The 20,010-nt window shown below is 38.4% G+C and carries 16 protein-coding genes; all 16 read right to left on the bottom strand.

The window, feature by feature from the left end; genetic code table 11:
• Positions 1–1,057: 1,057 nt before the first annotated feature.
• Positions 1,058–2,002 (bottom strand): thioredoxin-disulfide reductase, encoded by a 945-nt coding sequence (gene trxB / locus GF867_RS07020; RefSeq protein ID WP_153832394.1) that lies wholly within the window; start codon positions 2,000–2,002, stop codon positions 1,058–1,060.
• Between the two features lie 93 nt (positions 2,003–2,095).
• Positions 2,096–3,127 (bottom strand): NAD(P)H-dependent glycerol-3-phosphate dehydrogenase, encoded by a 1,032-nt coding sequence (locus GF867_RS07015; RefSeq protein WP_366927784.1) that lies wholly within the window; start codon positions 3,125–3,127, stop codon positions 2,096–2,098.
• A gap of 17 nt (positions 3,128–3,144) precedes the next feature.
• The gene (lgt, locus tag GF867_RS07010; RefSeq protein WP_436718602.1) at positions 3,145–3,990 is read right to left on the bottom strand and encodes a prolipoprotein diacylglyceryl transferase; all 846 of its coding nucleotides are present in this window, start codon (positions 3,988–3,990) and stop codon (positions 3,145–3,147) included.
• Positions 3,991–3,995: 5 nt separating this feature from the next.
• The gene (hprK, locus tag GF867_RS07005) at positions 3,996–4,928 is read right to left on the bottom strand and encodes an HPr(Ser) kinase/phosphatase (protein WP_153832393.1); all 933 of its coding nucleotides are present in this window, start codon (positions 4,926–4,928) and stop codon (positions 3,996–3,998) included.
• Between the two features lie 486 nt (positions 4,929–5,414).
• Positions 5,415–5,750 carry a phage holin family protein gene (locus GF867_RS07000; protein ID WP_153832392.1) on the bottom strand — a complete coding sequence of 112 codons (336 nt, stop codon included), beginning with the start codon at positions 5,748–5,750 and terminating at the stop codon, positions 5,415–5,417.
• A gap of 21 nt (positions 5,751–5,771) precedes the next feature.
• Positions 5,772–6,083 (bottom strand): PspC domain-containing protein, encoded by a 312-nt coding sequence (locus GF867_RS06995; RefSeq protein WP_153832391.1) that lies wholly within the window; start codon positions 6,081–6,083, stop codon positions 5,772–5,774.
• Positions 6,084–6,107: 24 nt separating this feature from the next.
• Entirely contained in the window at positions 6,108–6,290 is a 183-nt protein-coding gene (locus GF867_RS06990) for a PspC domain-containing protein (RefSeq protein ID WP_153832390.1), read from the bottom strand.
• Between the two features lie 61 nt (positions 6,291–6,351).
• Positions 6,352–8,265, bottom strand: coding sequence for a DUF4097 family beta strand repeat-containing protein (locus GF867_RS06985; RefSeq protein ID WP_153832389.1), 1,914 nt, complete (start codon positions 8,263–8,265; stop codon positions 6,352–6,354).
• A 658-nt stretch (positions 8,266–8,923) separates the two neighbouring features.
• Entirely contained in the window at positions 8,924–11,752 is a 2,829-nt protein-coding gene (gene uvrA, locus GF867_RS06980; RefSeq protein ID WP_153832388.1) for an excinuclease ABC subunit UvrA, read from the bottom strand.
• A gap of 256 nt (positions 11,753–12,008) precedes the next feature.
• Complete coding sequence (locus GF867_RS06975; protein ID WP_153832387.1) at positions 12,009–12,929, bottom strand: substrate-binding domain-containing protein; 921 nt, start codon at positions 12,927–12,929, stop codon at positions 12,009–12,011.
• Between the two features lie 467 nt (positions 12,930–13,396).
• A complete protein-coding gene (gene phoU / locus GF867_RS06970; protein WP_153832386.1) occupies positions 13,397–14,056 on the bottom strand; it encodes a phosphate signaling complex protein PhoU in 660 nt (219 codons plus the stop codon).
• Between the two features lie 32 nt (positions 14,057–14,088).
• Positions 14,089–14,892, bottom strand: coding sequence for a phosphate ABC transporter ATP-binding protein PstB (gene pstB, locus GF867_RS06965; protein WP_153832443.1), 804 nt, complete (start codon positions 14,890–14,892; stop codon positions 14,089–14,091).
• Between the two features lie 13 nt (positions 14,893–14,905).
• Positions 14,906–15,724: a phosphate ABC transporter permease PstA gene (gene pstA, locus GF867_RS06960; protein ID WP_153832385.1), complete on the bottom strand. Its 819-nt coding sequence runs from the start codon at positions 15,722–15,724 to the stop codon at positions 14,906–14,908.
• Positions 15,724–16,635 carry a phosphate ABC transporter permease subunit PstC gene (gene pstC, locus GF867_RS06955; protein ID WP_153832384.1) on the bottom strand — a complete coding sequence of 304 codons (912 nt, stop codon included), beginning with the start codon at positions 16,633–16,635 and terminating at the stop codon, positions 15,724–15,726. Before pstC ends, pstA begins: the two co-directional genes overlap by 1 nt.
• A gap of 339 nt (positions 16,636–16,974) precedes the next feature.
• Positions 16,975–18,744 carry a two-component system histidine kinase PnpS gene (pnpS, locus tag GF867_RS06950; RefSeq protein ID WP_153832383.1) on the bottom strand — a complete coding sequence of 590 codons (1,770 nt, stop codon included), beginning with the start codon at positions 18,742–18,744 and terminating at the stop codon, positions 16,975–16,977.
• The gene (locus tag GF867_RS06945; protein ID WP_153832382.1) at positions 18,741–19,496 is read right to left on the bottom strand and encodes a response regulator transcription factor; all 756 of its coding nucleotides are present in this window, start codon (positions 19,494–19,496) and stop codon (positions 18,741–18,743) included. Before GF867_RS06945 ends, pnpS begins: the two co-directional genes overlap by 4 nt.
• Between the last annotated feature and the right edge of the window lie 514 nt (positions 19,497–20,010).

The following is a 20,010-nucleotide window of genomic DNA, read 5'->3' as shown; positions in this document are numbered from 1 at the left end:
TGATTTTGATGATTGAAGCACTCAATGTTCAAACTCAAACCGCGAGTTTAAACATTGAACTAGATTTAGCCAGATTTATCAATTAATTTCGGTAAAAATTTAACTTTCAAGAGCAAATAACGCATTGGACATCACCCTCCAGGTGATAATTTCTGGTCAATGTGCTAACTCGGAATCTGATTTTGATGATTGAAGCACTCAATGTTCAAACTCAAACCGCGAGTTTAAACATTGAACTAGATTTAGCCAGATTTATCAATTAATTTCGGTAAAAATTTAACTTCCAAGAGCAAATAACGCATTGGACATCACCCTCCAGGTGATGATTTCTGGTCAATGTGTTAACTCGGAATCCGAGTTTGATGATTGAAGCACTCAATGTTCAAACTCAAACCGCGAGTTTAAACATTGAATTGGATTTAGCCAGATTTATCAATTAATCTCGGTGAAAATTGAACATTTAAGTGCAAATAACGCATTGTACATCACCCTACAGGTGATGATTTCTAATCAATGTGCTAACTCGAAATCTGAGTTTGATGATTGAAGCACTCAATGTTCAAACTCAAACCGCGAGTTTAAACATTGAATTGGATTTAGTCAGATTTATCAATTAATCTCGGTGAAAATTGAACATTTAAGTGCAAATAACGCATTGTATATCACCCTACAGGTGATGATTTCTGTTCAATGTGCTAACTCAGAATCTGAGTTTGATGATTGAAGCACTCAATGTTCAAACTCAAACCGCGAGTTTAAACATTGAACTGAATCCAGTAACTGCTTAAGAAATTTTTCGACATATTTCTTCAAGCGTTTCATTTAAGCCATCTTGCGTAGCTCAACTGGTTGATTTGCCTATAGCGGTATTAAGGGCAATCGGCACAGCTTGCTCTGACTATGAGCAAAGCGAATTAGGCAGAGCCTAGCCGATTGAGCTGGAAAAGCACGAACGCCAGTGAGGCTTTGAAAGCGACCACCGTCTTGGCAAACCAAGCAGGAGAGCGTACGCAAAAAAACCTCACACTCAACTCAATGAATGCGAGGCTATTAACACTTAATCTTTTAAAGACTCGATGTATTGGTAAGCCATGTGGCCAGCAATACTTCCGTCACCTACAGCTGTCGCGATTTGACGTAAAACAGTTTTACGTACGTCACCTACCGCATAAATACCAGGTACAGATGTTTCCATCTTCTCGTTTGTTACGATCCAACCTTCTTCATCCGTCACACCTAAGTCAGCAACGACTGCCGAATTTGGTACGATTCCAACATAAACAAAGACACCATCTGCTGCGAAGTCTGTCACTTCATTTGTTTTGATGTTACGTAATTGAACAGCGTTAACCGCATTCTCGCCCTTAACCTCTTCAACCACAGTATCCCAAATGAAATCTACTTTCTCATTGGCAAACGCGCGATCTTGAAGAATTTTCTGTGCGCGTAACTCATCACGACGGTGAACAATCGTTACTTTATCTGCAAAGTTAGTTAAATATGTACCTTCTTCAACAGCCGAGTCTCCGCCACCTACTACAACTAAGTTTTTATTACGGAAAAAGAAACCATCACATACCGCACAGTAAGAAACACCTTGTCCAGCTAAACGTTCTTCACCTTCAACAGCTAATTTACGATTATAGGCACCTGTGGCAATCACAACTGCTGATGCAACATAAACTTTATCACTTGTATGGATATGTCTTTCATTTCCATGAATTTCAATATGGGTTACATCCCCGTACACATGCTCGGCACCAAAGCGCATCGCACCTTCGTACATATTAGTTGCTAATTCCGGTCCACCAATTAAAGAGTAACCTGGGTAGTTTTCAACGTCCGCTGTGTTAATTAACTCACCACCAGGTGCACCCTTCTCTAATAAAATCGTTTTTAAATTCGCACGTGAAGCGTATAAAGCTGCCGTTAAACCGCCAGGTCCCGCTCCAATTACTACTACATCTGCTTCAATACGTTCTTTATTTATTTCTACTGTCAAACTTCTTCACTCCTCGTTCAAATGTTCGTTAGAATAATTATACCAAAATATTATTCTTTTGACTAGTCTCTTGTATCAAACTTAATGATTCGACTATTCTTGTTCAAGATGCTTTTGTAAAGATACTTCTTGCTTACCTTCGCGCATCATTAAAGCCTCTAAACTCTCTGCTACTGATGCATTTTCATACAGACGATGATAGAGCGCTTCGGTAATCGGCATCTCAATCTCATGCTCCTTAGCCAGCTCATAAGCTGCCTTACAAGTCAGAATACCTTCGACGACCATTTGAACTTTCTCAAATATTTCTTCTCTAGCTAAACCTTGTGCGATCAGACGACCTGCACGCCAATTTCGTGAATGCGGACTCGTACACGTTACAATTAAATCACCAACACCACTTAAGCCAATAAACGTTAAAGGATCAGCGCCCATTCTCACACCAAGGCGACTAATTTCAGCCAAGCCACGTGTAATTAACGCCGCTTTCGCATTATCACCATAACCCAATTCTTCAATCAAGCCTGCACCTAACGCAATAATATTTTTTAATGCGGCGCCTAATTCTACGCCAATCACATCCGTATTCGTATAAACACGGAAGTATCTATTCATGAAGACGTCTTGAACTATTTGGGCAGCGGTTAAAGAATGACTTGCAACTGTCACGGTTGTAATGTCTTGACGCGCTACCTCTTCCGCATGACTTGGACCAGATAGAACAGCTAAAGCTTCATAAAGTTCTGGCTTTAAGACCTCTTCCATGACTTCACTAATTCTCAATTTAGTCTCTTGTTCCAAACCTTTGGTCGCATGTACAATAATCGGTTGCGATTCATTAACGAGCAAATCATTTAAATTTGCCATTGTTTGGCGAATTGCGCTCGTTGGTACAACGATCAAAATCATACGTGCCTCATGCAATGCAACTGTCATATCAGTCGTTGCCATGATACTTTCAGGAAGCACTGTGTCAGGCAAATATTTCTGATTGATCTGTGTGTCATTTATTTGTTGGATTTGACTTGCATTACGCCCCCACAAATAAACTTCATGGTCATTTTCAGCCAATACTTTCGCTAAGGCGGTTCCCCAAGAACCAGCCCCTAATACTGCAACTTTCACCTGTTCACTCCTAATTCTTATAAACTGCTTGTTTCTTCCTCGTAATATGGAACCTCAGGAAAACTTTGTTTGCGGCGGTAAACCACAAAACCGATACTCACGACAACTAGCACTATTGATAACCATTGCGAAACACGTAATGGTCCTAAGTATAGACTGTCGGTACGCATGCCTTCAATAACCGCACGCCCAACGCCATACCAAATCAGGTAGCTGGCTGCCACTTCGCCTTGGCGGAAAAATTGCTTTCTTCTTCTGAATAGGAGAAGCAAGATAAATCCTAATAAGTTCCAAACCGACTCATACAGAAATGTCGGGTGATGGTATTCACCATTAATATACATTTGTTGAATCATAAATTCCGGCAGGTACAACTGCTCAAGAAAGCTACGCGATACAACGCCACCGTAAGCTTCTTGATTCATAAAATTCCCCCAACGCCCAATCGCTTGTGCCAGCATAATTGCCGGTGCCGTAATATCAAACATTAGGACTGGATTTATTTGACTCCTTTTACTCATCACATAAAGTGTTAGAGATCCCGCAATGATACCACCATAAATCGCAATCCCACCTTGCCAAATCATCAAAATTTGTTCAGGATTTACTAAGTAATAATCTAATTTAAAGGCCACATAATACAAACGAGCGCCTAAATAACCAATAATCACCATCCAGAATAAGAAATTAAATAATGTGTCTTCATCGATGCCTTTACGTTTACCTTCACGGCTGAAAACGATATAACCAATCGCAATACACAGGCCCATAATGATACCATACCAATGCACTGGCCAGCCGCCTATTTCAAAAGCTACACGATCAATCGTTGCTAAAAGGTTGCCAATTAATAAAAATTTCACTGCGTTTACTCCTCACGATTTTGCGTAATCAGACGGTCGAGTTTCTTGTTAAAAGCATCAGTCGCATTATAACCCATTGAATTTGCACGGAAATTCATTGCAGCCGACTCAACAATTGCGGCCAAGTTACGTCCTGTTTTTACGGGGATTCGTATTTTGGGAACTTGTACTTCAAAAACTTGTTCGAATTCTTTCTTCGAGCCTAGACGGTCGTATTCTACCGTCCCATCGTCAATGACTAAATCAATAATCACCTCTAGCTTCTTAGAACGACGAATCGCCGCAACACCATACAAGCTCATCACATCAATAATTCCTAAACCACGAATCTCTAATAGATTTTGTAAGATTTCTGGCGCTTCACCAATTAACGTCAATTCATCAATCATATACAAATCAACACGGTCATCTGATATCAAACGGTGCCCTCTTTGAATGAGCTCTAAAGCCGTCTCCGATTTACCAACACCACTTGAACCGACTAGTAAAACCCCCATCCCAAATACTTCGACAAAAACGCCGTGTTTAGATAGGCGTTCTGCTAATTTACCTTCTAAAAAGTTCGTAATATTGGCTAATACACGACTCGTTTTAGAACGTGAACCTAAAATCGGAATACCTAACACTTCCGTTAATGGAATTAATTCAGCTGGCACTTCAATTCCTCTCGAAATGACAATGGCTGGTGTATTTTTATGGCAAAGCATTTTGAAGATTTCAATCCGCTCTTCTGCGGTTTTTGAATTTATATAGGAAATTTCTGTACGTCCAATTAATTGAATACGTTCATGCGGATAAAAATCTTTATATCCCGTTAAAACTAATCCTGGTCGTGAGACTTCACTTGATACAATGGGGCGTTTTTCAAACTCAGCCCCATGTAAAATCTCGATATCTAAAGTCGTCACTAATTCTTTTACTGTAACACTTGTTTCCATAATGCTACCTCCGTAGTTTTCTTATTTATCAGGTCACTTTACTCCAATAATGGTATCACATCTAGGCGTTGCTTACCATAAACAATCACTTGAAACCTGAGTAGCCGAGTTATGTTCTTCGTTATTATAAATCAGAAAACCTCAGACGAGTTCAAGGATTTTAAATTCTGTTTAGCAGTATAATTTGATTATATCATTTTACTTTTGTTGGAATATTTAACGTAGATCAGCTAATTGTTTTCCATAGCGGTACAAAGGGTAATCGGCGTAGCTTGGTGTGACTTTGAGCGCAGCGAATTAGACACACCCTAGACGATTGAGCTGGAAAAGCACGGACGTCAGTGAGGCTTTGAAAGCGACCTCCGCATTGGAAAACAATCAGCTGAACGTAGTACAAAGCTTGATAAATCAACATAAAACTTATAATATCTTATATTGAAAAAAAGCCGTTTGCAAATGCAAACGACCTTCAATGCTTTATTTACGTTAATAATGATCATCGCGCTCATTTTTGTAGAGTAGTGATTGGATAAAGCCTAGAATAATCGAGGCAAATACCGCTACCCAGAATGAACTGATACTAAAACCATGTACCAAACCGCTTGTCATATAGAGAATAAGCCCGCCAATTAAGACATTAACTAAACCCAAAGATAGAAAGTTTAGGGGTAGCGCAATCAGTTTAAGGATTGTTCCCACAAAGAAACTTAAGATTCCGTAAACTATGGCGCCGAATAAAGCTGCCCAAATACTTGTAATTTCTAACCCTGGAATAATAACAGCTAATGCTAAAAAGATGAACGCATTAATAATTATTTTCATAGCGAATCTCTCCTTCTAATATTAGAAGTCGCTCCAGTCGTCTTCTTTAGTTGTTGGTGTCACATCTTTGCGTTCGTCTTGGGCAAAGCGATTCATGACACTTTCAGATTTAGTCGAGCGTTTTTGGACATAACCATCCACTTGGTAATCATAAGGTAATAGTATACCGATGATGATATAGAACCAAAAACCAACGCCGCCCATGAAGAATAAGATTAATAATACAACACGTAGAATTGTCGGGTCAAGGTTAAGGTATTCACCTAAACCACCACATACCCCCATAATTTGTTTGTCTGTGGATGATTTATAAAGTCTTTTTTTGTTATTCATGATGTTTTCCTCCTGTATAATCAATTAACTGTTTTGTGTCATAATAAAACCGATCAGTAAGTATGCTAGAATACCTACCCCACCAAAGATGGCTAATAGAACGTACAGCACGCGCACAATGGTTGCATCGATACTAAAATATTCTGCGATACCTCCACATACTCCCATTAACACTCGATCAGTATTGGATACTTTTAATTTTTTCATGTTGCTTCCCCTTTCTATAACCTTCCATGATAGTTTCTTTTTTCGGCTGACAGTTGACAGTTTATTTGGTTGTATCTTTCAAGAAAACATCGCCTGTAGTAAGTGATACATCAATATCAACTAAAGCTGCATCAGCATTCAGATAGCGCTGAACGTCTGTATGTGATTTTCTAGCAGTCACGTCGCTTAAGTTACTTAAGCGTTGGTGAATGTCGCCAAAGCTCACACGACAATCTGCTTCTATATTAACGGCTGCTGGTAGTGATATTTTGACATCACCGTTAACGCCTTTGATTTTAATTTTTGATGGCGTAATATTTCGTTTAGTGATGAAATAATCTGTATTGACTGTGTTCGAAATCAAATTACCTAAGTTACCGATCACTCTGAAGTCACCATTTAAATTCTTCAAGCTAATATCATCAATGTCGCTGTCTTTAATGATAACATCACCATTTAGCAAGTCTAATTCTAGAAAATTAGCTTGAGTTTTCTTAAATTTAACATCACCATTTTTGTTTTCAAGTAAAACATCTTTGGCTTCAATGCCTTTAAACTTTAAATCGCCATTCATTGCCACTACTTTAAGTTCATTATAAAGATGTTTCGGTAATTTAACTACTGCATCTAATGAGATTTTCGCATGATTTACTCGGAAAATCAATTGATCTGGTGTGTGTGAAATAGTGCTAAGTTCCATAAAGCGGTCAATATTGATAGATGAATGATTACCATGGAAACGAATTTCACTTTCAATGATAATCTCTGAGCCATCATATGTTGCAAACTCAATTGAACCATTATTTACTCTAAAATCTAGTAATGTTAAGTCTTCCGCTGGGTAGACAAATGTATGATTAATCGTTTGAGTTTTGACCCACGGCACATTGACTGACAAATTCACTTCTTTCATATTAAAGTTATGCAACAAGTCTTTCACTTGTTCGCCAACCATTTTTCCAAAGCTCTTTCCTTCACGGATAGCATCTGAACCAATTTGGCTTGCAGCTTCACTGACTTTTTCGGAAGCTGAATCGACGAAATTTTTCACCTGCTCTTTATAAACGTTAAAGTGGGAGGCATATAATTCATCTTGTTCTGCTTTCGTTGCAGCGAGTTCATCCGTCATTTCTTGAATGCTCGTTTCTAATTCTGTCACTTTTAAAGCCAAACGTTGTTGTTGTTCTGACATTTCATCTGTGATTTCATCTAATTCTCTAAAGATTTCGATTTCTCTTAGTCTTTGTTTTGCAATGGTTAAAGCGTCTGTTTTCTTTTTCATTTCTTCAGTCAATTGATCAATTTTGGCTGATAAAGCACTCGATTTTTCAGCTAATTTCGCAGCTTTGGCTTCTTCATCATCATTTACTCCGTCTGCCAATAAATCCAATTCAATTTCAACAGCTTCAATTTCTAATTCAATCGCTTCAATTTCTTCTTCTAATGTTTCGTAGCGTGTTTCATCTAAACCTGGTACATTTCTTTCTGCTTCAAGTTGCTCATATTTAGCATGCAACTCTACCAATTGTTGTTTAAGTGAGTACAACTTGTCACTCGCTTTGACTGATTCTGAAGCATTCTCACGCACCTCAGCTTCAACATCCGCTTGTGCTTGACGGTACTCTTCACTATAATCCGTAGTTCCGGCTGCTTCGTCTTCTGATTTTACACTTGAATCCTTGGCCATTTTTGCTACATAATCCGTCACACTACGCGCAACGTTTAAACTTTGATCCACTACTTCAGATACAATTGAAGAGAATTGCTTACCATAATCCACCTTTTCTTGTTTTTCAGTTGGTTCTGTATGGTCCTCTGATTTGGTATCTGTTACTTTTTCATGCACGACTTCTTCTTCAGTTTTTGTTTTTACATCGGAACTTGAAGTATTTCCCGCTTCTAATAAGCGTAACGCTTCATCCATCGTAATAATGTTCTGGCGTACTAATTCAATAATTCTTTCTTTTTCATTCATTGAAGTTCCTCCTAATATTTTCTATTCTAATTGGTTACGTTGCAATTCTTCCTGTCTACACTACCAATTATGCCAAGAACTCCGACACAATGCATAGGACTCGAGGCCGATTTTTACAAGATACACCCTAAGACTGAGAGTGGTTGAGTTAGCTAACTTTTTTCGTCAATCGTGCTAATATATGCGATGCTCCTCATTTAACCACAGCCAAAATATGCATGGTGATAGCGCGAGTAATTGAGAATGAATAAAATGCCTTCCCAGAAAATCTATATACTTTATCGAATCTCGGCCCCTCGATTTATCTACGAGAGGCTTTTACATACCTCAAAGCAGGTCGCTTGAAAAACGAGGGGACTTACTAGATGTTTTAACACAACTCTTACAATTGTCACCCAAATAGACATTCATTAAACCATCCACGCGAAGCACAGTGAAGTAGACAAAGCCTATCAGATTGAGCCGGAAAAGCCCGAACATCTCGAACCCCCATGAATACCAATGAGGCTTTGAAAGCGATCATCGCCACAGAAAACTACAGCGGCGAGTGAAACTTCTAGATTAGTTTTACTTATTTTTTGAACGACAAAAAACTCGATAACTCTTCACATGAAATGCAAAGTGTCATCGAGTCCGATGGTTACTTATTTAAGTAATATTATTTATTTTTAGCCAGTATCTGTTTCAAATACTGTCCTGTATAGCTACCTTTAACTTCAGCAACTTCTTCTGGAGTCCCTGTAGCGACTATTTGTCCTCCGTTGACACCGCCTTCTGGTCCAAGATCAATGACATAATCTGCTGTTTTAATTACATCTAAGTTATGTTCAATGATAACAACTGTATTACCAGATTCTACCAAACGATTGATTACTTTAATCAAGCGACGAATATCATGATGATGCAAACCAGTTGTGGGTTCATCCAGAATATAGAAAGTATTACCAGTTGAAACTCTTTGTAACTCAGCAGCAAGTTTCATTCGTTGAGCTTCCCCACCAGATAAAGTTGTCGCTGATTGACCTAAGCGCACATAGCCTAAACCAACATCAACAAGCGTTTGAAGTTTACGTGCAATTTTCGGATGCGCTGAGAAATAGTCCACAGATTCGTCAATCGTCATGTTTAATACTTCAGAAATGTTCTTGCCTTTATATTTGATTTCAAGCGTTTCTGAATTATAACGCGCGCCACCACATACCTCACAAGGAACATAGACATCTGGTAAGAAATGCATTTCGATTTTATTGATTCCGCCACCTTGACAAGCTTCACAGCGCCCACCTTTAACGTTAAAACTAAAGCGCCCTTTACTATAACCGCGCAATTTCGCTTCATTCGTCATCGCAAACAAAGCACGAATATCATCAAACACACTCGTATAAGTAGCTGGGTTACTTCTTGGTGTTCGGCCAATTGGTGATTGATCAATATCAATCACTTTCTCAATACTCTCGTATCCAGAAATCTCGTCAAATTTACCTGGTTTTTCTTTGGTACTGGTGGTTAATTTCGTTAAAGCTACTTTCGCAATTCGATTAACTAACGTACTTTTACCAGAACCTGACACACCAGTTACACAAGTTAGGCGACCAATTGGAAACTCAGCGTCAATATTTTTTAAGTTATTTTCGCTCGCACCGGTTATTTTAACCCAGCCTAAATCCTCTTGACGACGTTCGCTTGGGATTGGAATACTTTCAATACCCGCTAAATATTTACCGGTTAGAGAAGCTGGATTGGCCATGACTTCCTCAGGAGTCCCCTGAGCCACAATTTGACCACCCTTTTCACCAGCACCTGGTCCAATGTCAATCAAATAATCAGCTGCTAACATCGTTTCTTCATCATGTTCGACTACGATTAGCGTATTCCCTAAGTCACGCATTGTTTGTAACGATTCAATTAAACGTGCGTTATCTCTTTGATGTAAACCAATCGAAGGCTCATCCAAAATATACATCACACCGCTTAGTTGTGAACCAATTTGAGTCGCAAGTCGAATTCTTTGAGCTTCACCACCTGACAAGGAACCTGCAATTCGATTCATCGTCAAGTAATCCAAACCGACATTGTCTAAAAAAGTGAGACGGTCGCGAATTTCTTTGATAATTGGGCCCGAAATAATTGATTGATTCGTTGAGAACTTCATATTATTGAAATATTCTAGCGCATCACCAATTGATAGTTCAGATACTTCTGCGATATTCTTATCGCCTACTTTAACTGATAAAGCTGAATCATTTAAACGTTGGCCGCGACAAGTCGGACATTCTAATTCATACATATATTGACGCATCACGTCGCGCGTAAAGTCAGAAGATGTTTCGTTATAACGTCTTTCAACGTTATTAAAAATCCCTTCAAACACGTGATCAACGGTCCGTTTAGCACCTGACATTTGTGTATAAGTAAATCTGAACGTTGCATCTGCTGCACCGTATTTCAGTAATTTTTGCGTGTCTTTATCTAAATCCTTATAGGGTACATCCATTGGAATATTGCGACTGTTCGCAAATTGTTCCAACATTGATGGATAATAATTTGAACTAATCGACTGCCAAGGTGCAAAAGCTCCTTCAGCTAATGTTAAGTTCTCATCTGGTATGACTAATTCTGGATCGACCGTTAAACGTGAACCAATCCCGTCACAGCTCGCACATGCACCGAAAGGCGCATTAAAAGAGAATAAACGTGGCTGTAATTCATCAACCGAAAAATCACAAAATGGACACGCATAATGTTCATTGAAATAAAGAGGTTCTTCGCCGATAACATCCACGACCATATAACCATCTGAGAAGCGTAAGGCTTGTTCTACTGAGTCATATAAGCGTGAGCGAATACCTTCTTTAATGACAAGGCGGTCAACCACGACTTCAATGGTATGTTTTTTGTTTTTAGATAATTCTGGTACTTCTGTCACATCATAAATTTCTTCGTCAACGCGTACACGTACAAAACCATCTTTCGAAATTTTCTCGAGCAATTTCTTATGTTGCCCTTTTTGATTACGGACTGCCGGAGCCAATAATTGAATGCGAGTGCGTTCTTCCAATTCCAGAATACGATCAACCATTTGTTCAGCTGATTGTTTTTCAATTGGAATATGGTGCGTTGGACAGTAAGGAACGCCTACACGCGCATAGAGTAATCTTAAATAGTCATTGATTTCGGTAGCCGTTCCGACGGTTGAACGCGGATTATGGCTAGTTGTCTTCTGGTCAATTGAAATCGCTGGACTTAGGCCTTCAATTGAATCGACGTCAGGCTTATCCATTTGCCCTAAGAATTGACGAGCATATGCAGAAAGACTCTCAACGTAACGTCTTTGTCCTTCAGCGTATAGCGTATCAAAGGCTAATGAACTTTTCCCTGACCCTGAGAGTCCTGTCATTACGACGAGTTGATCGCGTGGAATTTCTACGTCGACATTCTTTAAGTTATGTGAGCGTGCGCCGCGCACGATTATTTTATCTTTTGCCATCCCAAAGTGTCCTCATTTCATCATTTGGATTTTCACTGTATTATTATATCACATTTTCCAGGAACAAGCAGAATGTATGTTCGCATTTATTGAATTCTTATACTTTTGTTAGTCAACTCTTTGCCAAGTTATGGGGAGTGGTTGGTTTAGATTTAGTTTTGTGCTTGCTTATGTGGGGGCATATTTAGAGCAAAAAAACACACTACTGATTGTTTAGAGTCAGTAGTGTGTTAGGAGTTTTAGTTGGGGTTAGTGATTATTGAGCTACTTCTTCCCACTCTGTTACTTCACCTAAGAAGATTTGTTTAACGTTTTCTAGTGTTAAACCTGAGATTGGGTTTTCTGGGTGAGCAATCACGGCGATTCCGTCAATTGCGATTGCGTCGAAGTTTAATGCTGCTTGTTCTTCTTCGTCTAATTCACGTGAAGCCATACCTAAGTCAGCTGTTCCGTTCATTGCTGCTTCCATACCTGCTGATGATCCGTTAGATGTAATGTTGATTGTTACACCTTCGTTTAATGCTGAGTATGCTTCTGCTAATTTTTCCATTACTGGTGTTACTGAAGTTGATCCAACTACCTCTACTGTTCCTTCTAAACCAGCTACTTCGTAAGCTGGTAATTCAACTGCTTCTTCTGATGATTCTTCAGTAGACTCTTCTTCTGTTGCTGCTTCTTCATCAGCTTTTGGTGTTACTTGTACGTAACCTTCTTCTTCAACAATTGCTTGTCCGTCAGCTGAGTGAATGAATGTTAAGAAGTCTGCTGCAACTTCTGATAAATCACCTTCATTTGACCATGCGACGTTGAATGGACGTGCGATTGGATAAGTACCGTTTGTAACGTTCTCAGCTGATGCTTCAACGCCATCGATTGGCACTACTTTAATTGAATCATCTACTGATCCTAAAGAGATATAACCAATTGCTTGTGAGTCACCCGCAACAGTTTGCATTACTCCGTTTGTAGAGTTTTGGATAACTGCATCTAATGTTGTCATGTCGTTGTCGTCTTCGTCAACTACACCAACGATTTCAACGAATGCGCCACGAGTACCTGAACCATCCTCACGAGATACAACACCAATTGAACCTTCTTGTGCTAAAACAGGTGTTACTGCTGAGAATGCTAATCCTGCAACTGCTAATAATGGTAAAGCTTTTAATGATTTTTTCATTAATTACATCTCCTTTGATTTTAACTCTGATCGACTGTCAACATACATTAATCAATCGTCTAATAAGCACTTACTTATCAGTACATCTATTATTATAGCGATGCATTATAAATTCCATGTAAATCTAATGTAAATTTTGTGTAAAGTCCTTTCGGTGCCGTCTTAATAGGCTGTTTAAGAAATTTCAACTAACACCATCAACATAGCCACAATACTATTCCAATTAACGAGGCATGTTTCAACGTACTTACCCAGTTCGCGAGTACAAACATTGAATAGTAGTTTAACTAAAGTACCGATCCGATTGAGCTAGAAAATCCCGAAGCGCCAGCGAAAGTTTTGGAGGCAACCACCGCCTTGGAAACCAATAAGCTGTGCGAAGCATAAGCTGGGTAAAACAACGTTAAACTTATAATCCTTTTAAGTAAAAAAAACCAATGTTTTTCAACATCAGTTTTGCATACTTTCTATTTATTTAATTCAACAATCTCGCCCGTGTTTAGGTAAACCACACGTTCACAGATATTTGTGACGTAGTCACCAATACGCTCTAAACTGTTTCCAATATTGATATAGCTAATACCACTTGGAACCATTTCAGTATTTTTTTGCATGCGTTTTGCACTTTCTTGATAGATTTCTTTTAATCCAGCATCGACAGTTTCATCACGCAAAGCAACTTCACGTGCTTGATCAGCATTACGGTTTACAAAAGCGTCCATTGCATCTGAAATCATACCTTGAGCTGTCTCTGCCATTTTATTGACTACATCATTTAAGCCTTCAACTTGTTGATCGGACTCATTACGACGAATAACCGCTCGGCCAATTGATACCGCATGGTCAGCAATTCTTTCAATATCCAAGCTAGCTGTTAATACCGTGAAAACTAAACGTAAATCTGAAGCCACCGGCTGTTGTAATGCAATAATACGATAAGCTTCTTTTTCGATTTCAATAGTTAAGGCATTAATCTTTAGATCATCTGCGAATAGCTCCTTAGCCAATTCTTTATCGCCTGTATTATGGGCTTTAATTGATTTATGTACGGCTTCATTTGCTGCAATACCTAATTTAGTTAAGTGAACAAATAAAGATTTTAATTCTTTTTCAAAGACTTTTCTCAAAAGTACCCCTCCTAATTTGGGTGTTGTTTAGATTATCCGAATCGACCTGAGATATAATCGTTAGTTCTTTGGTCTTTTGGCGTACTAAAAATTGTTTCTGTATCATCAAATTCTACCACTTCTCCGTTCAAGAAGAAAGCGGTTTTATCCGAAATACGTGCTGCTTGTTGCATGTTGTGAGTTACGATAACTACTGTATATTTTTCTTTTAATTCATTGATTAAATCTTCAATTTTGTTTGTAGAAATCGGGTCAAGCGCTGATGTTGGCTCATCCATTAATAATACTTCTGGTCCATTCGCAATCGCACGGGCGATACAAATACGTTGTTGTTGCCCTCCTGAAATATCTGTAGCTTTACGGTGTAATTTGTCTTTAACTTCATCCCAAATTGCTGCACCACGAAGACTTTCTTCAACGATTTGATCTAATTGCGCTGAATCTTTGATTCCGTGCGTACGAGGTCCATACGCAATGTTGTCATAAATACTTTTAGGGAATGGGTTTGGATGTTGGAATACCATTCCAACGCGTTTTCTTAATTCATTGACATCATAGTTTTTTTGGTAAATATCTTGTCCGTCTAAAGAAATTAAACCGTCAACTTTTGCATAAGATACTAAGTCTTGCATTCTATTTAATGTTTTTAGGAACGTTGACTTCCCACAACCAGAAGGTCCAATAAAGGCCGTTACGATACTCTCTTCAATATCCATATTTAAATTTTTCAAAGCGTGGAAATCGCCATAATAGAAATCAAGATCACTTATTTTGAATTTTGTTTTACCAGTACCGTTACTTGCGTTGGCATCTTTTGCTTTTAGTGTTACAGACATATTGTTCGCCATATTATTTTCCTCCCGAACCTAATTTGTTACCGATGAATGTCGATAGACTGTTGATAATCAAAACAATGACAATTAATACTGTCGCTGTCGCATACGCTTCTTTCACATGGAAACCTTCATTCGATAACACATACATGTGAACTGCTAATGTTCGTCCTGATGAAGTTAAACTGCTAATCATACCACTTGATGATCCCATTGTATAAAGTAGAGCTGCTGATTCACCGACAATACGACCAATTGCTAGAATAATTCCTGAAAGAATTCCAGGCATTGCGACGGGTAGTACTACGGTAAAGATTGTTCTTAATTTTCCTGCTCCTAAAGCTAAACTACCCATTCTTAATGAGTTATCTACAGATAGTAAGGCTTCTTCTGTTGAAGAAATAATGACAGGCAAAATCATAATCGTTAATGTTAGAATACCTGCAATATGTGAGTAGCCCATTTCCATTTGAATGACGAAGAATAACATCCCGAATAAACCAAATACAATAGATGGCACTGCTGCTAAAGTATCCGTTGCTAAACGAATCACTCGTAAGAAACGACTGCCACGGTCGGCATATTCTACTAAGTAGAAAGCTGTAAACACGCCAATCGGTGCTGCGATAAGTAATGATAAACCAATTATAATCAACGTTGAAATAATGGCCGGCATCATCGAAACGTTATTAGATGTGTATTTCCATTCGAACAAACCTAAGTTCATTGCTGGAATACCATTCCATAAAATAAATAGGATAATATAGGCCAGTACACCTAATGTAAATAGTGCTGAGCCCCAAACTAGAAATTTTGTTAAGTTAAATTTTTTCATTATTTTTGCTCTCCTCTCGCCTTAACTACCATGAAGACTGAGTTAATCACAATAATAAAGACGAACAAGACTGCCGCCGTCGCAATTAGAGCTTGACGGTGATCTCCTGAAGCATAGCCCATTTCAAGGACAATGTTCGTTGTCAATGTACGTACACCATCAGATAGGCTATCTGGAATTCTTGGTTGGTTACCAGCAACCAATACTACGGCCATCGTTTCACCAATTGCACGACCAATTCCTAGAATAATCGAAGATAAAATCCCTGAACTCGCTGCTGGTACAACTACTCTCATTACTGATCGCTCATGGGTTGCGCCTAAGCCGACACTCGCTTGATAGAAAGAATCTGGTACGGCACGAATTGATGCTTCTGACATCCCGATAATCGTCGGTAAGATCATAATTCCTAAAAGAATTGATGCCGTCACCATGTTCATACCATTACCTGGCATGATATTTCTCATTAGTGGTACTAGAATTTGTAGTGCAAAGAAACCATAAACAATTGATGGAATAGCAGCCATTAAGTTAATAGCTGGCTTAAAAATTTTATATAATTTTGGGGGGCAGAACTTTGCCATAAATATTGCAGTTAATACTCCAATTGGCACACCTACAATAATTGCTCCCAAAGTTACTAGAATTGATCCAATAATCATTGGTAAGATTCCAAATGAAGGGGTTGAAGCGTTTGGTCTCCAATTTGTTCCGAAAATTACATCCAAGAAGCCTTTTTCTGTTAAGAATGGTAAGCCTCCATCAAATTCAAGAATTCTTCCATTTGGTGTATCTACTACTCTACCTCCGATAAAAATAAAGTAGAAAATCAATAAAATAGAGATGATTGAAATAAGTGCACAGAACATAAACACATATTTCATAAATTTCTCACTAAAATCACGTTGCATAATTTTTCTCCTCCACATGTATTTTCACACACGATGACTACTGGGTCATTTTAACAAACTAATTCTCATCCATTGTACAGTTGCTTTGTAAATTTCTTGTAAATTTAGTGTAAATTTTACGTCAATTGCGCTTTCTTAGCCAGTCTTAATATGTAAGCCTTTACGTTGTTATCGCAATATTTCTCTTGAATTTCCATAAGGAGGCACAATCGTTAAACCAAGCTTTGATTTTTCAAGAGAAATTAGATCGTTATATCTAAAGTTGTCACCCACAATGATAAATTCAAATATTTCGGTTAAATAAAAAGACTACATGGAATTATCCACATAGTCTTCAGATTAATTTTTCGGTAATGTGACGGAGAAGGTTGACCCTTTACCGACTTCACTATCTAAATCTAACTTTCCATTCATGTTTTTGATTAGATTGCGTACGATTGATAAACCTAGTCCGGTACCACCAGAGTTTCGGCTTCTACCTTTATCAACACGGTAAAATCTTTCAAAAATTCTTTCTTTGTTTTCTTCAGGGATGCCCATTCCGGTGTCTTTAACCGCAAATTTGATGTGGCGTTTTTTGTCCCATAAAAGGATATCAATGTGATCCCCTAAATCTGAATAGTTAATCGCGTTATCGATTAAATTGGTTAAAATTTGTTCAATTCGGTGCTTGTCGCCTCGATAAATAACTGGCTTATCAGCAATGACCGCAATTGATATGTTTTTTTTCTTGGCTTTCTTTCTAAAGAAGTCTGCCATATCATGTGCGACTTGCACAAGATCTATTTCTGTATTTATAACTGGTACGGCACGTTTTTCTACACGTGATAGTTCGAGTATATCGTTAATAATCGTCTCTAATCTTTGACTTTCATTGGCAATAATACCAACAAAAGTTTCAGCCTTCTCAGGATCTTTCAATGCACCAGCTTGTAAAGTTTCCGCAAAACCCTTAATCGAAGTGACTGGCGTTCTAAGTTCGTGCGAGGCATTGGCCACAAATTCTGATCTGACAGTCTCTAAGCGATGTATTTCAGTCACATCGTAAAGCAGCACTAGCACAGAGCCTTCCATACGCGTTGCGTCTTGTGTAAAGGGTACAATGTTCACATCGATATACCTCGAAGTAGGGATGAACATCTCAACCTCATCACTCATCGCCTCTCCAGATTCACCCACTAATTTGATCATATTGATGAGTAGGAAACTCTTAATAACTGACTCATAGGATTTACCTAAAGAAGTAATGTCGAGCGCCAATAACTTCCGCGCTGTTGGATTAAATAATTCAACCAAGCCTCTACGATTAACGACAACTACGCCCAAGTTAATGTGATCTAGCAAAACAGATAATTGTTGTTGGCTAGCGAGTAACACCTTTCTTTGTCTCAGTAAACGTTGTCCAGTCTGATTTAAAGTTTGTCCCACTCGGTCGACAACGGGTAAATCGTGGTTGATATATTCTATTGTCTCATTAGAATCAAGTAAGCCTTTGACACCACTTTCAATCTTCTCCAAGGGTACGCTAAAGTTTTGTAACACTTCGCGGTAAACAATAAAAGTTAACACAGAAATTAAAACCAACATCAAGACAACTGTTAGCCAAAAGATATGTTCATGAAGTTTAAAATAATCTTCCGGCAAGCTTTCAATAATCCATAAGTCAACATCTGCCTGCCCAATTCTATAGGCGATTCCATTAAGTCCTTGGCTTTTCCAACGGACAACTTCATCATCAGTTGACTTAATCGCTGACTGAATTGCCATAATATGAGGTCGTTCAATTGCTTGATTATCTATTTGTGTCCATAAAAATTCAGGCACGGCTTTGTTTCTTATTTGATCATCTTCTACTAGTAAAACAGCACGTTCATCTGGAATAAGCTGTGAGTATAGTTTAATTTCGTCAATATAAGCATCTAAAGAAACCTCTTCAATCACTGACTCGATACTTTGTGCATGAATCTCAGCATTTGCTACTAAGGATGCATTTAGATCTTCGTTTATTTCATTCTGAAGTAAGTGGGCAAAACCTATTATTAAGCCAATAATTGCGATTAAGCTCAACAACATGCGACGATTCCGTCGTATTTTCTGCCCCCACATCATTCGCCTGGCACCTCAAATTTATATCCAAAACCACGAACGGTTTTAATATACTCTGGATTTTTCGTATCTTTTTCAATTTTCTCACGTAGATGGCTAATATGAACATCTACAATACGCGTTTCACCCGCATAATCAAAGTTCCAAATACGGTTTAGAAGTTGGTCGCGGCTTAAAATTCGGCCTTTACGTGTTGCCATATATAAAAGCAACTCAAACTCTTTTGGTGTAACTTCGACTTCCTTTCCACCTACTTTCACTTCATAACGCTCCGAGTAGATTTCAATTTCGCCCAAACGAATCACTGTTTCTTCGTCATCATCTTCAAGAAATGCTGAACTGTTAGAATCTTTATCCACTGAATTAGAAGATAAATCTAAAACTGGTTCTACTTCTGTTCTTCTAAATATAGCTTTAATACGCGCTAATACTTCACGCGGGCTAAAAGGTTTGGTCATATAATCATCTGCCCCTAGCTCTAAGCCGATAATCTTATCGTACTCATCACCTTTAGCAGTTAACATAAGAATCGGTGTTTTGATGCGATCTTGACGTACTCGGCGGCAAACATCCATCCCATCCATACCTGGCAACATAATATCTAAAATAATAAAATCATACTTATTTTCTCTGATAAGCTTATAGGCTTGCTCACCATCTCCTGCGGTTTCAACCTGGTAACCCGCTTGCGTTAAATTATATTCTAGCAACGTTAAAATCGATATTTCGTCATCTACGACTAAAACCTTTTTCATTTTCTGCCTCCTATTAGACCAAACAATCGTGCTTTGTCTTGTAAGTTTTCAAGCCTTACCTTTTCCTATCGTAACAAAATAAATTCAAGAATGAAAGATTTGAACCACAAACTTATTTGACAAATACGCCTCGAACTGTGCCCGAAGCCTATCTAGAACAGTTTATTTTCTTTGCCAATAATATTCCGAGCTTTTAGTTGAATCGCTACCCGAAATTTAGTTCAGCATAGCTAAGCGACTTGTTTCCAAAGCGGTATAATTGGCACAGCTGCTCTCACTATAAGCTAAGCGAAGTAGACAAAGCTTAACCGATTGAGCTGGAAAAGCTTGAACGATAGCGAAGGCTATGAAAGCGACCACAGCATTGGAAAAACAATAAGCTGAACGAAGCATCAAGCACGGTAATCAACATACAACTAATCTTCTCTTATAATACAAAAACAGCTTCGTATCAAGCTTATAAAAGCTATGATACAAAACTGCTTTTTCTCACAGATGGTTCCTAAATTCTCAG

Source organism: Fundicoccus ignavus, assembly GCF_009659375.1.
GTDB classification, from domain to species: Bacteria; Bacillota; Bacilli; order Lactobacillales; family Aerococcaceae; genus Fundicoccus; species Fundicoccus ignavus.
The sequence above is the reverse complement of the archived record's forward strand: the minus strand, read 5'-3'. Positions and strand labels throughout refer to the sequence as shown.

Coding starts and splice junctions, on each gene's coding strand:
- hprK (WP_153832393.1), bottom strand. CDS start 4,928: ATGGAAACAAGTGTTACAGTAAAAGAATTAGTGACGACTTTAGATATC.
- GF867_RS07000 (WP_153832392.1), bottom strand. CDS start 5,750: ATGAAAATAATTATTAATGCGTTCATCTTTTTAGCATTAGCTGTTATT.
- GF867_RS06995 (WP_153832391.1), bottom strand. CDS start 6,083: ATGAATAACAAAAAAAGACTTTATAAATCATCCACAGACAAACAAATT.
- GF867_RS06990 (WP_153832390.1), bottom strand. CDS start 6,290: ATGAAAAAATTAAAAGTATCCAATACTGATCGAGTGTTAATGGGAGTA.
- GF867_RS06985 (WP_153832389.1), bottom strand. CDS start 8,265: ATGAATGAAAAAGAAAGAATTATTGAATTAGTACGCCAGAACATTATT.
- uvrA (WP_153832388.1), bottom strand. CDS start 11,752: ATGGCAAAAGATAAAATAATCGTGCGCGGCGCACGCTCACATAACTTA.
- GF867_RS06975 (WP_153832387.1), bottom strand. CDS start 12,929: ATGAAAAAATCATTAAAAGCTTTACCATTATTAGCAGTTGCAGGATTA.
- pstB (WP_153832443.1), bottom strand. CDS start 14,892: ATGTCTGTAACACTAAAAGCAAAAGATGCCAACGCAAGTAACGGTACT.
- pstA (WP_153832385.1), bottom strand. CDS start 15,724: ATGAAAAAATTTAACTTAACAAAATTTCTAGTTTGGGGCTCAGCACTA.
- pstC (WP_153832384.1), bottom strand. CDS start 16,635: ATGCAACGTGATTTTAGTGAGAAATTTATGAAATATGTGTTTATGTTC.
- pnpS (WP_153832383.1), bottom strand. CDS start 18,744: ATGATGTGGGGGCAGAAAATACGACGGAATCGTCGCATGTTGTTGAGC.
- GF867_RS06945 (WP_153832382.1), bottom strand. CDS start 19,496: ATGAAAAAGGTTTTAGTCGTAGATGACGAAATATCGATTTTAACGTTG.